14 protein-coding genes are annotated in these 15599 nt (G+C 48.8%); 5 read left to right on the forward strand and 9 right to left on the reverse strand.

Annotated elements, in window-relative coordinates:
* Positions 1–2: 2 nt before the first annotated feature.
* From C8D98_RS12530 to C8D98_RS12570, 9 genes are all read right to left on the reverse strand, one after another.
* Positions 3–1022 (reverse strand): molybdopterin-binding protein, encoded by a 1020-nt coding sequence (locus C8D98_RS12530; RefSeq protein ID WP_132874514.1) that lies wholly within the window; start codon positions 1020–1022, stop codon positions 3–5.
* 23 nt (positions 1023–1045) lie between these two features.
* The gene (locus C8D98_RS12535) at positions 1046–1447 is read right to left on the reverse strand and encodes a bifunctional nuclease family protein (protein WP_132874515.1); all 402 of its coding nucleotides are present in this window, start codon (positions 1445–1447) and stop codon (positions 1046–1048) included.
* Positions 1434–2765: a tRNA (N6-isopentenyl adenosine(37)-C2)-methylthiotransferase MiaB gene (miaB, locus tag C8D98_RS12540; RefSeq protein ID WP_132874516.1), complete on the reverse strand. Its 1332-nt coding sequence runs from the start codon at positions 2763–2765 to the stop codon at positions 1434–1436. The genes C8D98_RS12535 and miaB overlap by 14 nt, the downstream gene beginning before the upstream one ends.
* Positions 2766–2809: 44 nt before the next feature.
* Positions 2810–3733 carry a glycosyltransferase family 9 protein gene (locus C8D98_RS12545; protein ID WP_165871331.1) on the reverse strand — a complete coding sequence of 308 codons (924 nt, stop codon included), beginning with the start codon at positions 3731–3733 and terminating at the stop codon, positions 2810–2812.
* A gap of 143 nt (positions 3734–3876) precedes the next feature.
* Complete coding sequence (rfaD, locus tag C8D98_RS12550) at positions 3877–4818, reverse strand: ADP-glyceromanno-heptose 6-epimerase (RefSeq protein WP_132874658.1); 942 nt, start codon at positions 4816–4818, stop codon at positions 3877–3879.
* Complete coding sequence (gene hldE, locus C8D98_RS12555) at positions 4818–6230, reverse strand: bifunctional D-glycero-beta-D-manno-heptose-7-phosphate kinase/D-glycero-beta-D-manno-heptose 1-phosphate adenylyltransferase HldE (RefSeq protein WP_132874518.1); 1413 nt, start codon at positions 6228–6230, stop codon at positions 4818–4820. The genes rfaD and hldE overlap by 1 nt, the downstream gene beginning before the upstream one ends.
* 8 nt (positions 6231–6238) lie before the next feature.
* Positions 6239–6952: a hypothetical protein gene (locus C8D98_RS12560; RefSeq protein ID WP_132874519.1), complete on the reverse strand. Its 714-nt coding sequence runs from the start codon at positions 6950–6952 to the stop codon at positions 6239–6241.
* Positions 6949–8160, reverse strand: coding sequence for a hypothetical protein (locus tag C8D98_RS12565; RefSeq protein WP_132874520.1), 1212 nt, complete (start codon positions 8158–8160; stop codon positions 6949–6951). Before C8D98_RS12565 ends, C8D98_RS12560 begins: the two co-directional genes overlap by 4 nt.
* Complete coding sequence (locus tag C8D98_RS12570; protein WP_132874521.1) at positions 8148–10976, reverse strand: anaerobic glycerol-3-phosphate dehydrogenase subunit C; 2829 nt, start codon at positions 10974–10976, stop codon at positions 8148–8150. The genes C8D98_RS12565 and C8D98_RS12570 overlap by 13 nt, the downstream gene beginning before the upstream one ends.
* A gap of 157 nt (positions 10977–11133) precedes the next feature.
* Between C8D98_RS12570 and pdxA the strand changes: the two genes are divergently transcribed.
* The 5 genes from pdxA (at position 11134) to C8D98_RS12595 (ending at position 15576) form a co-directional block, all read left to right on the forward strand.
* Positions 11134–12096 carry a 4-hydroxythreonine-4-phosphate dehydrogenase PdxA gene (pdxA, locus tag C8D98_RS12575; RefSeq protein ID WP_132874522.1) on the forward strand — a complete coding sequence of 321 codons (963 nt, stop codon included), beginning with the start codon at positions 11134–11136 and terminating at the stop codon, positions 12094–12096.
* The gene (gene rsmA, locus C8D98_RS12580) at positions 12080–12883 is read left to right on the forward strand and encodes a 16S rRNA (adenine(1518)-N(6)/adenine(1519)-N(6))-dimethyltransferase RsmA (RefSeq protein WP_132874523.1); all 804 of its coding nucleotides are present in this window, start codon (positions 12080–12082) and stop codon (positions 12881–12883) included. Before pdxA ends, rsmA begins: the two co-directional genes overlap by 17 nt.
* Positions 12876–13493 (forward strand): 3'-5' exonuclease, encoded by a 618-nt coding sequence (locus C8D98_RS12585; protein ID WP_132874524.1) that lies wholly within the window; start codon positions 12876–12878, stop codon positions 13491–13493. The genes rsmA and C8D98_RS12585 overlap by 8 nt, the downstream gene beginning before the upstream one ends.
* A gap of 98 nt (positions 13494–13591) precedes the next feature.
* The gene (gene accD / locus C8D98_RS12590; protein ID WP_132874525.1) at positions 13592–14440 is read left to right on the forward strand and encodes an acetyl-CoA carboxylase, carboxyltransferase subunit beta; all 849 of its coding nucleotides are present in this window, start codon (positions 13592–13594) and stop codon (positions 14438–14440) included.
* The gene (locus tag C8D98_RS12595) at positions 14440–15576 is read left to right on the forward strand and encodes a bifunctional folylpolyglutamate synthase/dihydrofolate synthase (protein ID WP_132874526.1); all 1137 of its coding nucleotides are present in this window, start codon (positions 14440–14442) and stop codon (positions 15574–15576) included. The genes accD and C8D98_RS12595 overlap by 1 nt, the downstream gene beginning before the upstream one ends.
* Positions 15577–15599 lie beyond the last annotated feature (23 nt).

The following is a 15599-nucleotide window of genomic DNA, read 5'->3' on the forward strand; positions in this document are numbered from 1 at the left end:
TTTCAGCCTCTTCCGAAAGGACAGATAGGATATACGCATTTTTTGCAGAAATGACAGAGGCCTCCGTGTGCCAGAAGCGCCATGTCACGCTTGCCTATCTTCTCCCCTGCCAGAATTCTGGGCAGAAGGATATCAAAACTTGTCGCCGAGAAATGCAGTGCGGCGGCGGGGATTGCGCAGACGGGCTTGTCGCCGTAATATCCCATTGTAAGGTTGTTTCCGGGCTGGATCTGCGAGCCTTTCATTTCATATGTCACTCCGGCATCCAGAAGAGCCTGAGCGGTTATGTCATCGGGATCCACAGAAGTTCCGCCTGTGGTGATGAGCATGTCCGCCTTGGCGGCCATCTCCTGAACTGCGGCGGTAACAATATCCGCCTCATCGGGAACTATGCGGTAGTCGATAACCTCAACGCCCATTCTGTTAAGCTTCGGCTCAAGCTTCGGCCTGAAACCGTCCTTTATGCGGCCTTCATAGACCTCGCTGCCGGTTATCAGCAGTGCGGCTGTTTTAACCACATAAGGTTTTATCTCAATTATGGGTGTGTCCAGAATTTCGGTGACCCTGTCCATGACGCTCTGTTCGCAGACAAGGGGGATGATGCGGAATGCGGCGACCTGCTTGCCCTTCTCCACTCCCATGTTGTTGTGGATGGTGGGCAGCGACGGAATACCTATGTTGTTTATCTGGAAAAGCCGCTCTTCGTCCACCTTGAAAAGTCCGTCGATCTCGGCATAAAAGCTGACCTTGCCCTCGGACGATTCGGCATCATAGCGGATGTTACTGCCTGCTATGAGCGGTGCGCCGATCTTTGCGGCGTCGTCTTCGTGAACCCCTGTGGAGTTTCCGTCCTCTATGAATATGGAACGTCTGCCGAGGCTTTTTAAATGTTCGACCTCGTCAGCGGCGATTATGTGCCCTCTTTTGTAGGCTCTGTGTTTAAAGCCCTCTACTATATTGACTTCGGTAATATCGTATGCGAGGACCTGCCCTACGGCCTCCTCGATTGAAACTCTTCGCATTTTACCCCCACAATGAAATGAATTTAGTTGTTTATTTCACAGCACTCATGCGGATGCTTGACATAAATGGGAATATTTCTGTCCATGGCAAGCACAACCCCGTCCGACGGGCGGCAGTCTATCCTGAAGTCCTTTCCGCCGGCTGTCATGAACAGGTTTGCCTTGTATATTCCGCAGTCGCAGTTATCTATCACCAGTTTCTCAAAAGTGACATTGTCCAGTCCGTCCAGAATGGGCGACAGCATGTCGTATGCGGATTTTCTGCATCCGGTTCCGGTGCATTTTCTCGAATGGATGTTCTCAGCCTCAAACTTTCCGATGGGAATAAGGACGGATTCCTCCGTCTGATCCACCGCATCCAGAATCAGCAGATATCTGGAAGTCAGCGGTTCTCTCATGACCTTATATACCTTAACCTCGTACATCTGAATCTTCCTCCAGAGCTTTTCCGTAAAGACTGTTCGGTCTTGCCTGAGTTATGTATACTTTGGCAAAATCGCCAATATTCAGTTCCTTTTCGCTTGAAAAGTTTACCACTTTATTTTGGCGGTTTCTACCGCTGAATTGATTTTCGTCCTTTTTACCACGACCTTCAACCATGACCTCAACAACAGTCTTTTCATACTCCTTCGAGCGTCTGGTGATTATCTCTTTCTGTAGGTCGAGCACCTTTGCCAGTCTCATCTTTTTAGTCTGCTCGGGAACATCGTCCACAAGTTTCTCTGCACCCGTTCCGGGGCGCACAGAGTAGGCGAAGGCGAATATGGTGTCATATTCTATTTCACGCAGAGCATTAAGGGTGCATTCAAAATCCTCATCGGTCTCTCCGGGGAAACCCACGATGAAATCCGATGAAAGCGCAAGGTTCGGGATACGCTCCTTCGCCCGCATCACCATATCCCTGTAATGTCCGTAGGTATATTTGCGGTTCATGGCCTTAAGTATTCTGTCGCTTCCGGCCTGAAGCGGGAGATGGAGGTATTCGCACACCTTTTCGTTGTTCTGCATTATGTCTATCAGCTCATCCGAAAAATCTTTCGGATGGGATGTCACGAACCGTACCCGCTTGATTGAATCCAGCCCGCTGACTTCATTTATAAGCTCCGGAAAGGATATCTTCTCGTCCAGTCCCTTTCCGTATGAATTTACGTTTTGTCCCAGAAGTGTCACCTCACGGGCTCCGTTGTCCGCAAGATACCTTACTTCGGTCAGAATTTCCTCCGGAGTTCTGCTCTTCTCACGACCTCTGACATAGGGAACTATGCAGTAGCTGCAGAAGTTGTCACAACCTTTCATTATAGTTACGAATGATGAAACTGAAACGTTTCTGCGAAAACTGCCGATGGTGAGTTCGCCGTCGTTGACCTGTGTGTCGCAAAGCCTGCGGCCGTTCTCGACACATGCGATGACCTCTTCCAGTCTGTCCAGCCCGTCGGTTCCCACAACAAAATCGATGAATTTGCTGTTCTTCAGGATCTTCTCTCCGTCCTGCTGTGCTACACAGCCGCAGAAACCGACCTTGACTTCCGGACGTTTTTTCTTGATCTGCTTAAACCTGCCGATGGCCGAATCGGCCTTGTGCTGGGGCTTTTCCCGGACACTGCAGGTGTTCACCAGAAGGTAGTCCCCTTCTTCCATTGTTTCTGCGGGGACAAAACCCATTTTTTCTAATATCGAGGCTATCCGCTGCGAGTCGTACTCGTTCATCTGACAGCCCATTGTGTGGATAAAATACTTACGCAAAAAAGGCTCCTTTGTATTCCTGAAACCTAAAATATAATGAATCGTCAGTATAATGGAATAGTTTTTTTCGCCACGGAAAGGACATCTGCCACTGACACCCTGTCCATGCTGTTTTTATCCGCATCTTTTTCAAATCCGTAACAGAGCATTTTGGCTATTTCCGGCGGCGCCACACACACCGTATTTGCACCCAGAGTGCCCCATCGGTTCGGATTAACGGAACCTGCCAGTTCAACGACCGGCGCTCCGCAGGCGGAAGCGAAATGTGATATCCCACAGTTCACGGATATGACCCCTAAGCAGGAAGAAAAGTTGGAGGCTAATTCCACAAGGGGTCGGTCCGCTATAATAAAAGCGTTAATACCTTTGTTGCGTAAAAAGGCTTCAAGATGGGGGGATTCTGCACTATATGAGGTAAAAGCAAGGTAAAGACCGCAGTTTTTTATTTCTTTTGCCAGTTTTGCCCAATTTTCGAAGGCCCACATGCGGCTTTTATATCTATGTCCCCCACAATACATATGCAGAATAACGGTTTTTTCCAATCCTGCTCTCTTTTCCGCCTCCAATTTCGGCAGGACTCCGGTCTGCTCGCAGTACCTTTCTGCGATATTATAATAGTTGTCAAGCTCATGAATTTTTTTATTGTGGTCTGAAATTTCGTCATAACAGAAATGCCTGTGCTGTCCCTCAGTCCTGAAACCTATCCGCCAGCGGGAAGGAATGAGCAGGCTGATCAGTGCATCGAACCTCGGCCATGCGCCGAAATCTATCAGAACATCAGAAGTCCTTAGCTTTCTTAGCCTTATGAGCTGAACCGGTCGCCTGTGGTCGGCAACCACAACCCTGCAAGGGGTCATAAGCTCCGCCGCCTCCCTGTTTTCAGGGGAGCAGACTATGGTCATTTCTGCTTCGGGATATTTAAGGGATATCTGGCGGATTACGGCCGACAGGAGAACCATGTCTCCCATGCCGCCTGTTTTGACAAAACAGAAGGATCTCGGATGGGAAGGTCTGCTGCGCCGCTTCCTTAAAAACGACAAAGCAGCCAGAACAAAAATACCGGCGGACCTGTCGAGAAATCTTGCAAGTCTGCCGGTACGTTTCTGAAACATTAAATTATATAGCCGTCCGTCTTTTCAAGGACATCAAGATAAGCGTTAACGCCGTCCTCAAGGCTTTTAAACTGAACGTCACAGCCTGTTTTTCGCAGGTTTGCGAGATCCGCCTGAGTATATTTCTGATATTTGCCTTTCAATGCATCGGGGAAAGGAATCTCTTTGATAACGGCATCTGTGTAGCGTTTTGAGAACACATCGGCAATGTCGCCGAAGCTTCTGCATGAGCCTGTTCCGCAGTTGAAAATACCCGACACCTGCGGGTTGTTCAGCAGATACATGTTTACTGCGACAACGTCGTCAACGTGGATAAAGTCACGCAGGAACTCCCTGCTGCCCTCAAACACCTTTATCTCTTTTCCCTCTCTGTACTGGTTGAAGAAATGTCTTATAACAGAGGCCATTCTGCCCTTGTGGTTCTCCTGAGGACCGTACACGTTGAAATAGCGCAGTCCTGCCACCTGAATGGAGACATTTTCTGGGTAGCGTCTTATATAGTTGTCAAATATGAACTTGCTGAATGCGTAAACGTTCAGCGGATATTCGTTCTCACGTTTTTCAGCGAAGCCGTTGTCGCCGTTTCCGTAGACAGAGGCCGAGGAAGCATAGATGAAGCGGACGTTATACTCAATGCACTTGTTAAACAGAGCGCATGAATACTCATAGTTGTTCTCCATCATATATTTGCCGTCTGTTTCCATTGTATCGGAGCATGCGCCCTGATGGAAAATAACGTCTAACTGAGGGGCTATCTCGTCGAACATCTCCAGAAAGTCGCCCTTGTCCACATAGTCAAGAAACTCCAGTCTGTTCATGTTCAGGTGCTTTTCGCTCTTTTTCAGGTTGTCGCTGATTATTATGTCTTTATAGCCCGCAAGGTTAAGCCCTCTGACGAGGTTGCTTCCTATAAACCCTGCTCCGCCTGTTACGGCTATCATCATTTTGAATCTCCTTTCATTGCATTAATTACTGAAGTGGTTGAATAACCCTGCACAAAATCTATCAGCACGGTCTTCTTCGCAAACTCTCTGCCCACAACCTCTTCAACCTTATAGTCAGCCCCTTTGACCAGAACATCAGGCGCAACCGCCTTTATCAGGTCATGGGGGGTGTCCTCGTCAAATATTGTGATGTACCCGATGCTCTCCAGTGCCGCCAGAACCTCCGCCCTGTCGTTTTCACTGTTTATGGGTCTTGAAGGCCCTTTTATCCTGCGGATGGAATCGTCACTGTTAAGCCCCAGAACGAGGATATCACCCAGTTCCGCCGCTTTTTTCAGGTATGTGACATGCCCTTTATGCAGAATATCGAAACATCCGTTGGTAAACACTATTTTTTTGCCCGTAAGCCTTGCTTTTTCAAGCTCTGCCTGAAGTTTATCAAGGGGCATAAGCTTGGATTTGACATCGTGAACACCGTTCAGCTCCGAAAGCAGAACCGGAGCCGTGCCTATCTTACCTACAACTATTCCGGCGGCTCTGTTTGCCACCATGACAGCCTCTCTCAGCGAAAAGCCCTTTGCAAGCCCCAGAGCGAGGGAAGCAACTACGGTGTCACCAGCACCGGACACATCGAAAACCTCTCTGGCCTCGGTGGGGAAGTGCATATAGTCCTTGCCGTCAACAACGGTTATGCCCTTTTCGCTTCTGGTTACTACCAGATATTTAAGGCGAACCCTGTCTATTATCTCTCTGGCGGCAAGCACCACCGCCTCGTCCTCATTGGGGACGTGTCTGCCGACGGCCTCCGCAAGTTCCTTCACGTTAGGGGTTACGGTTGTGGCTCCGGCATATTTTCTCCAGTCGCTCCCCTTGGGGTCGACTATAACAGGAATGCCCTGCTTCTCTGCGAGCCTTATTATCTCCTCGCAGACGTTAAGCGTGCAGAATCCTTTGCCGTAGTCTGAAATGACCACAGCTCCGCACTGTTTTATATGCTCCTTCGCTTTGGCGGCCACTTCCGAGGCCTGCGACTGCGTGAGGTTCAGTATCTCTTCAAAATCCAGCCTGACTATCTGCTGTTTCTCGCCGATAACCCTGAGTTTGGTTGTTGTCGGTGCTCCGGTGGAGACCATGTCATAACCGACGTTTATGTTGTCCATCATACCTTTAAGAATTTCAGCATCGGAATCCGCTCCCCAGATTCCCATAACCATCGCATCCGCACCAAGATGGGCTATGTTGTTTGCGACGTTTCCCGACCCGCCGAGGGTCTGGGTTGTTTTTCTTACGTTCACCACAGGAACAGGAGCCTCAGGAGAAATGCGTGAAACAGTGCCGAAATGGTATCTGTCCAGCATAAGGTCACCGGCAACCAGAATTCTGGCTCCCTTAAAATCATATAAAGACATCTGTCACCCTATTTGAGCTTTTTCAGCTCTGAAATTTTATTCTGTGCGTCCGCATAATTCTCGTCAAAATCAGCAACGGCGGAGAACCAGTATATTCCGTCCTCGACCAACCCTTTGTTGCCGCCTGTGGACAGGACAGCATTGTATCTGTGCATGCCCATCTGATAGGCAATTTCGCTCCGTTTCCGCTGAATCTTCTCTGTCTGCGGGTCTATATTGCCCAGTGCCTCATATGCCCTTACAAGATCACCCGAACCGACATGTTTCATCGCCTCACGATATTTTATCTCCGGAGCACGATCGATTATCATCTGGGTATCCCTGTTTATGTTCTTGATAAGCTCTTTTGCCTCCGGCTTTGAAGGCGAAAGTCCGGGGATGGAATTTGCAATGTCATACGCCCGCTTCATTTTTATCTTTGCGTCTTCAACGTTGCCCTCAAGCCCCACGCTGACCCCATCTTCATACAGCTTTTTCGCTTCACCCAGCAGGTCCTCACCCTCGACAATGCGCATCAGCTTCGGTCTCAGGGCTATGGCCTGCCTGTTCAGTCTGTTCAGATTCAAAGCCTCATCAACTTTTGTGTAGGCCTCTCTGTATTCCCCTCTGTCATAAAGCTGCTGAGCTTCACGGGAAAGGTCGTAGCTTCGTGTGTTCAGAGAAAAATAGAAACCGACTGCCAGGATGGCGAAAATGGAAACCACTACAAGAAATGCTTTCATTTCAGAACCCCTGCCAGTTTGGCTTTAAGATATGAATCCTTTATCTTTGCCGCCGTGTCCGCCGCTTCCTTCTTTTTGCCCAGTCCGGCGTAGCCTATTGCGGCATAATATCTGTCCATGTCGTCTGTTTCGCCCCTGAACATGTTAACAAGGCTTTTGTATGACTTTTTCTGGAGCATTATGTCTGCTATATGGAATTTATTCTCGCAGTCGCTGAATTTGGATTCCTTCTCGCCTGTGTAGAGCGAATTTGCGAATATATATTCGCCATATCCGCACAGCCCCGGAAATATCTTAGCTCCCAGGGAATCCGCAAAGGCGGTCAGGCCTTTGGCATCCTTTTTTTCGGCGAAGCAGGCGCCTTTTATCTTAACGAAATCAACACTGTAGTCGCTCATGCACTTGTTAACAAGGTTGCAGTCAAACTGTTTCCCCGTCTCGTTGTAAAGGTCTATGGCACGGCAGACAGCAGCGCCCGAAAGCTCATATTTTGCGTTGATGGCAGCAAACCTTTCCAGATAGCCAGCCTTGTCACCCTTAACCCAGAATCTGTCCAGCTCAAGAGCCGCAAGGTCGCCGTCCATGTAATCGGCCTTGACCTTATCAAATCTGGCATTGTCCTTCTGCTTATAGAAATAGATGCCGAAATATTTTTTTGATGCAGGCGAAAGGGACGCAAGTGGTGTTGCATCGAATATCTTCGCCACTGTCTCCGGTTTATCGGCAGATTTTGTGACCGCCTTCATCCGGATGTTCTCGGATTTTACCTTAGGCAGGACGGTCTTTATGAAAGCGTCGTCCACAGGGCATTTTGAGTTCAGATAGCTGTCGATGACAGCATCTTCCGGCTTGCCCGATGCAAACTCAACAGCCTTGGCACAGTCGCCTGATGTCAGAAGAGCCATGTTGTCCGCCGCCATCTGGTTTCTGTCGAACCTGCCGTCCTCCACATCCACAATATCACGCAGATACTTCTGAGCTTCGGCGGTCTTACCCTGTTTCATATATGTCTTATAAAGCAGATATTTTGCGTAATTCCGCTTCTGGGCGTCCTGTCCGTCCTTAAGATATGCCTCAAGAGCGGGAGCTGAGATTGAATATATCCCGTCTGCAAACGTGTTCAGACCGAGAATATAGTCGTCGTCCCCTGCAAACGCAGGAACAGCAAAAAGGAGCAGAAACGCCAGAATCTTTCTTATTTCAGACATTCAGCCATCACCTCAATGGGATGTTTAACCTCTTTCATGCTCATGTGCTCCATCTGCATTGTGCAGGTGGGGCAGTCGGTAACACCGACATCCGCATCGCTCATTTTCAGCTTGTCGGTCATGGGCGTGCCTATTTTTGTACTCAGGTCATAGTTGTCGGCCTTCATTCCCCAGCTTCCCGCCATTCCGCAGCAGTTGCTGGCGAGATCTTCCACAACAGCACCTTTAAGGCAGGAGAGCATTTTCACGGAGCTGTGATTATCCGGCAGCGACCTCATGTGGCAGGATTTATGGTATGCAAGGTGGAGTTTCTTGTCGCTGAACTCCAGTTTGTCCATATTCATATTAACAAGTGTGCTGATGTGTATCAGCTTGGACTTAACCTTTCTGGTAAACTCATCATCACTGAGGAATCCCCACTCCTTATAGAGCGAAAGCCCGCAGGATGTGCAGGTGGCAACAACGTAGTCCACCTCATCCAGAAGAGCACCCCAGCTTTTTCTGTTGGCCTCCAGCTTCTCCTTTGCGCCGTCCGTAAGACCTTTTGAAAGGTGCGGAATGCCGCAGCAGTGCTGTTCGGGAACGATTACCTCCATTCCCGCCGCCTCAAGAACCTTTATCATCGCCTCGCCTATCTGCGGGCGGACGTAGCTTGCGTAGCATCCGGCAAAATAAAGAACTTTTCTATCGCTCTTAAGTTTTGAGCGTTCTTTCAGCCTGTCGTAAAGCGAGTTTTTTGCCAGCGGCACAAACTCTCTTTCAGATGCGATGCCCGACACCACCTCCATGATGTTCCTGGCAAATTTATGTTTCATCACGGGTTCCAGAAGCCATGTCACCTTGCGGAGGTTTCTGCCCATGTCTTCAAGTTTCGTTGGTATTCTGTCGGTGAGTGATACGCCGAATTTTGAAACGTAGTGAGAGCGTGCTTCGATGCTGAGCTTCGGAATATTAACCGCAGAGGGACATTCGATATGACAGCTTCCGCAGTTGACACAATGGCTTATGACCTCCTGCAACGCTTCTTCGTAAAGCGCTCTGTCGTCCACAGCGCCGCTTAAAAGCGCACGAAGTATGTTCGCCTTTGCTTTGGGAGCCGAATATTCGTCACGGGTAACCTTATAAACAGGGCACATTCTGGTGGCGGTTGTAACGGTTGTACATTTCGAACAGCCGTGGCACTTCTCCGCCTCCTCTACAAACCCTTCGCTCCATTTAAGGTTCTTATTGGGGATATCCACGCTGGAATACTCTTTTCCGTAGCGCAGATTCTTCATCATCTGGTTATCGTCGTGCTGGGTCTTTATCTCAGGGTTCAGCAGTTTCCCGCTGTCCAGAATCTCTTTGGTCTGCATAAAGATGTCGTAAAGGTTTCCGTACTGCATCTTTATATATTTGCTGCGCAGTCTTCCGTCGCCGTGTTCGCCGCTGACAGCTCCGCCAAGGCGGTTCACCAGCGTGAAAACCTCATCGGCAAGTATGCGCAGAAGCTCTATGTCGTTAGGGTCTTTCAGATTCAGCAGGGGTCTGGTGTGCAGAAGTCCCTTGGCGATGTGACCGTAAATCACGAACTTGGCCTCGTTGCGCTCAAGTATCTCGTACAGACCTTCAAAATATTCAACCAGCCTGTCGGTGGGTACGGCGGCATCCTCTATCAGCGCAAGGATCTTGCGCTCACCTTTGATTTTATAAAGGATCGGCACTGCGGCCTTGCGAACCGCCCAGAATTTCTCCTTCTCCTCTTCGGAGGCGGCGGTGTACATCAGCGGAGAAAGATTCTGCTCCTCAAGAATGGCCTTTGCCTTTTCTGCCAGAGCCGTTGTCTCCTCTTCGCTGTATCCGTCGAACTCGAACATGCATACGTTGTCGTATCCGTCCGGAATGGCATCGTTAAGCTTTGCGTCGGATTCCTTCGCAAATTTAAGGAGGGATTTATCCATTATCTCTATTCCTGCAGGATTCATGGGCAGGATGGCCTGAGTAGCCTTTGCTGAGTTGATTATATTGTCGAAATACGCAACCACGAGGCTGTCGTGGGTGGGCTTTTTGTGCAGACGGAACTTCAGGCGGGTGGTTATCACCAGAGTGCCCTCTGAGCCGCCTATGAGCTTGCCGAGGTTCAGTTTTCCGCTGTCGACAAGGCTTCTGAGGTTATAGCCTGAAACATTATATCTGACAGGGGGATATCCCTGCTCTATCTGTTCTTTATTGTCAGAATACAGGTCGAACAGTTTTCTGAAAGGTTCATCCAGACTGTTGTAGTCAGTTGAGGCTATCTGGCTGAATGTGTAAACCTTGCCCTCTGATGTTACGAACTCCGCATCCTCTATATAATCGGACACGTTGCCGTATTTAACTGAATGGGCACCGCTGGCGTTGGTTCCGTACATGCCGCCGAAGGTCGCATACTCACCGCTTGAGGGATCGGGCGGAAAGAAAAGCCCCTTGCCCTTAAGAGCAACCTCAAGTTCGCCGAATCTGTAGCCCGGCTGACAGACGAAGGTTTTGCCCTGTTCGTCTATCTCTATCAGCTGGTTCATGTATTTGGCAAAATCAAGAATGATTCCTCTGCCCACCGCCGAGCCGCAAAGCCCCGAACCTGCGCCTCTGGAATGGACAGAAAGACCGTATTTATTGGCAAATCTTACCGCTTCTACAACGTCGGTGGTGTCCTGCGGATAGACAACGCAGGCGGGTTCAACTCTGAAAATTGAACCGTCTGTGGAGTGCAGATATCTGCGAACCGCATCTGTATATACATCCCCACGGATATTCTCCGTGAGCTCATCGAATATGTTTTTAGTAAGCTGGGGCATTTTATCTCCTTCCCTTTTGCCTTTTGATTAGCATCGGGCGTTTTATCTTACAGGGTTTTAGCTCCATTTTCAAATACTACATATAATATTTAGTTGATATTTTTACGCAAGTTTTTAACACTTGAAACAGAAAGGCGGATGCTATATCCTCTGAACCATGAATAAAATTAAACTTGCCATAACAACGGGCGACCCCGCAGGAATAGGTGCGGAGATAGCCTGTAAATTCGCAGAAAGCCTTTCAGGAAGCGAAGAATACGAAATAATCCTTGTGTCCTATGAGCACATCATCAGGCATACATTCGAAAAACTCCTTAAAAGACCAATACCTCAGCTGACCATTGCCGAGCCGGACGAGAAGCTCGGATTTGATATGGAATACGGCGTCATTAAGCCGGAATACGGCAAAGCATCCATGCTTTTCGTTGAAAAAGCTGTAAAGATGGTGAGAAACGGTGAAGCAGACGCACTGGTCACCTGCCCCATCAACAAAGCGGCCATAAAGGCCGGAGGATACGATTTCCCCGGGCACACCGAGTTTCTGGGACATCTGACAAAATGCCGCAACTTCTCCATGCTGATGGTCGGCAATAAAGTTCGCTGTGTTCTCGCCACAACCCACGTTCCCATGGAGAATCTGGTTGAGAAACTGGACGAAAAGGCGGTTATGAACGCAATTCTGAATGCAAACTCCGCCGGACAGTTCTTCTGTGGCAAACGTCAGCCGAAAATTGCAGTATGCGGACTGAACCCCCATGCCGGCGATAACGGAGCACTGGGTGATGAGGAGATAACCCTTATCAGCCCCGTGATAGAAATTGCACAGGCGGAAGGCATCGACGTTGAAGGCCCTTTCCCTGCGGATTCTCTGTTTGTTAAGGCGGCAAAAGGGGACTATGACTTCGTTGTGGTGATGTACCACGATCAGGGGCTTATCCCTGTTAAGATGGAATCTTTCGGCAACGCCGTGAACGTGACGCTGAATCTGCCTATAATCAGAACCTCCGTCGACCACGGAACAGCCTTCGACATAGCAGGAAAAGGCATAGCCTCCTGCACAAGTATTAAAAGAGCCTCCGAAGTGGCGGCGGAAATGGTGAAAAATGCTCGACTTGCTTGAAATATATAAAAATGAATTCGGATTTACCAAGAAGAAGTTCGGTCAGCACTTCCTGACCAGCAGACATACCATTGAGGACATAGCGAACTCTCTGGCCTCTGCCGAGTGCAAAAACGTGGTGGAAATAGGCCCTGGATGCGGTGTGCTCACCATCGCCATGCTTGAAAAAGGTGTAGCCGTTACCTCTGTTGAAATTGACGAGGATCTGGCAAAATTCCTGCCCCGCTACCTGTTCATTTACCCTAAATTCAAGCTGATACACTCCGACTTCATGCTGATAGAGGAATCACAACTCCCCGAAGGCAAGATAGCCTTTGCGGGCAACCTGCCGTACAACGTTTCCGTCGATATACTGATGCACTGCGTTAAGTTCTTCCATCGCATGGAGAAAATGACCTTCATGTTCCAGAAGGAGGTGGCAGACAGGATAAACGCCAAACCCAACTGCAAGGAATATTCATCATTATCTGTTATTTCATCCTACTTCTTCACCATGAAAAAGCTGAAAGAGATATCAGGCGGGCAGTTCTGGCCTAACACCAAGGTTCGCTCCACTGTACTTGAGTTCTATCCCCGTGAGAGATACTTTGAGCCGGAGCGGGAAAAACGGTTCCTCGATATGGTTCGCCAGTCTTTTGTTCTTAAGCGCAAGACACTGAAAAACAACCTGAAATCCATCCCCGACATAGACGGGATACTGGACAGGGCAGGACTGGCACAGAACATCAGAGGCGAGCAGATGACCGTTGCAGACTTCATCCGACTTTTTGAGGCAGCAGATGTATAATACTCCGTTCACGGAGATGTCCTTTACAGTGTTTGACACCGAGACCACCGGCATGTCGCCCGCAAGGGGCGCAAGACTGGTTGAGATCGCCGCAGTCAGGGTCAAGCCCGGTCTGGTGGTTGACCTTCAGGACACCTTCAGCTCACTCATAAACCCAAAGACCGATATTCCCTATCAGGCATACGCAATTCACGGCATAAACACTCGCATGGTTGCCGATAAACCCGAAGCATACCAGGTGCTTCCGCAATTTCTTGAGTTCACTGGAAACAGCATAGTCGCCGCACACAATGCCGGATTCGACTACTCATTCCTTACGCATCACCTTGAAGAGAAAGGACTTTCCACCGGACTCAGATGCATAATAGACACGGTTAAGCTGTCCCGTGCAGCTGAAAAAGGACTGAAAAGTTACTCCCTCGACAACCTTATTCATCATTTCGACATGAAAATACCATTACCCGATTCTTATCGTCACAGAGCACTGTTTGATGCCGCCCATACGGCACTGCTCCTCTGTATCTGTTTGAAGAAACTGGCAAACGAAGACATATGCACACCTGCGCAGCTATTCACACGACACCGCCAGACATTCCATATTTTCCGGTAAAAAAGAAAACATTTGCAAAAAAAACTGAACAGTTTTATTATTCAACTTTCTGATACCGGTATAATGTCGGTATAGACACACAAAAACACGGAGAAAATATGGGCATCAGAGATTTTTTACGCGATAAAGTCCAGAAAGTTACTACTCCTGACCAAAGAAAGGAGATTGACGAAAAACTGTGGCTTAAATGCAGCGGATGCGGGGAGATCAACTATCACAAAGAGGTAGCCAAAGCTCTTCAGACTTGCCCCAAGTGCGGAAAGCACTTCCCGATTTCAGCTAGGGAAAAAATAGACATAATAATAGACCCCGGTACTTTTCAGGAGATCGACGAAAACCTGAAATCCCTCGACCCGCTCAAATTCAAAGACTCAAAAAAATACCCTGACAGAGTTAAAGCCGCTGTCAAAAAGATGAACATGAACGATGCTTTCGTTTCGGGCATTGCCAGAGTAAACGACCGCCCCGTTCACATCGGCGGCATTGAGTTCGGCTTCCTCGGCGGAAGTATGGGCAGTGTTGTTGGTGAAAAGATCGTCAGGCTCGTTGAGAGCGCAATTGAAAAGAATACACACGTCATTACTATAAGCTGTTCAGGCGGCGCAAGAATGCAGGAGAGTATCCTCTCTCTTATGCAGATGGCAAAAACCTCTGCCGCACTGGTTAAGCTTCGCCAGAAAGGCCTCGGCCACATATCTCTGCTCACAGACCCCACAACAGGCGGCGTTACCGCAAGCTACGCAATGCTGGGCGATGTGAACATTGCCGAACCGGGCGCACTTATCTGCTTTGCAGGTCCCAGAGTTATCGAACAGACCATCCGCCAGACGCTCCCCGAAGGTTTCCAGCGTTCCGAATTCCTTCTGGAGCACGGAATGGTTGATATGGTTCTCCACAGAGAACACTGGAAATCCGGTATTTCTCAGGTACTGGAATTTTTCGGCTGATGCCGTACTCTCTTTTCGAAGTCTTTTTTAAAAACAGGGGTGAGTTCAAGAATCTTGAGCTCACCCTTAAACGTATAAAGACCGCCGCCGAATCCTACGGCATAGGCGACAACATCGCAAAAAACATCATCCACATAGCAGGAACCAACGGCAAAGGCAGCACGTCTTATTTCATAGACCAGATCCTGCGCCACCGAGGGCTTTCAACAGGGCTTTTCACCTCTCCCCACATCTCATCCGTCACCGAGAGGATAAAGCTGAACGGGGCAGATATCTCCGGCGAGGAATTCGACAGGATATTTTCCATCATCGAACCGTCAATACTAATTAACTCCCTCTCCTATTTCGAAACCCTGACTCTCATAGCCTTCTATTATTATATGGAGAATCAGCCGGACGCAGTCATAATTGAGACAGGACTGGGCGGCAGATTCGACTCTACAAACATTCTGGACAGAAAAATCCCCGTCATAACCAGTATCTCAATGGATCACATGGAATATCTGGGCAATGACATTATATCTATAGCCAACGAAAAACTCGCCATAATCAAGAATAACCCATTGTTCTTTCTGGGTGCAAACACAAAAGAGGTTTCAGACCACGCCCGAAAGGAGTTTGCGGACAGAAGGATAATCCAGTCTGACTATTCGGAGACAGCCCACAGAGGATTTCAGCCTCCTTATGCGGATAATCTGCGGCTGGCCGAAGCTGTTTGCGACCATATTATAAAGGGCTCGGTTCCCGACACCCTGAAACTGCCGCCGTGCCGCATGGAGCGTTTCGGGCGATTTGTGCTCGACGGAGCCCACAACGAGGACGGCCTCAACAGGCTAATGGCAAACTACAAAGATAAAAAACCAATTGTAATATTTTCATGCACCCGTGACAGGGATGCGCAGAAGCATATCAACATCATAAAACAGGCTGCATCAGAGGTCATTCTGACGCAGATTCCGAACAATGAAAGAAGCATAGATGTCAATGATTTAATAACAGATGCGCACAAGCGGGCGGATGTGTGGGATGCGGTCAAATTAGCCGTTGAACTTAAGCAAAATACTGATATACTCGTATGCGGTTCGCTATATCTCTGTGCGGCGGTCAGGGAAATATTGGTCAAGGGCAGCCTGTGAAATTAATTTTTTCTATATTTATA

This window comes from Seleniivibrio woodruffii (genome assembly GCF_004339245.1).
Classification (GTDB): Bacteria; Chrysiogenota; Deferribacteres; order Deferribacterales; family Geovibrionaceae; genus Seleniivibrio; species Seleniivibrio woodruffii.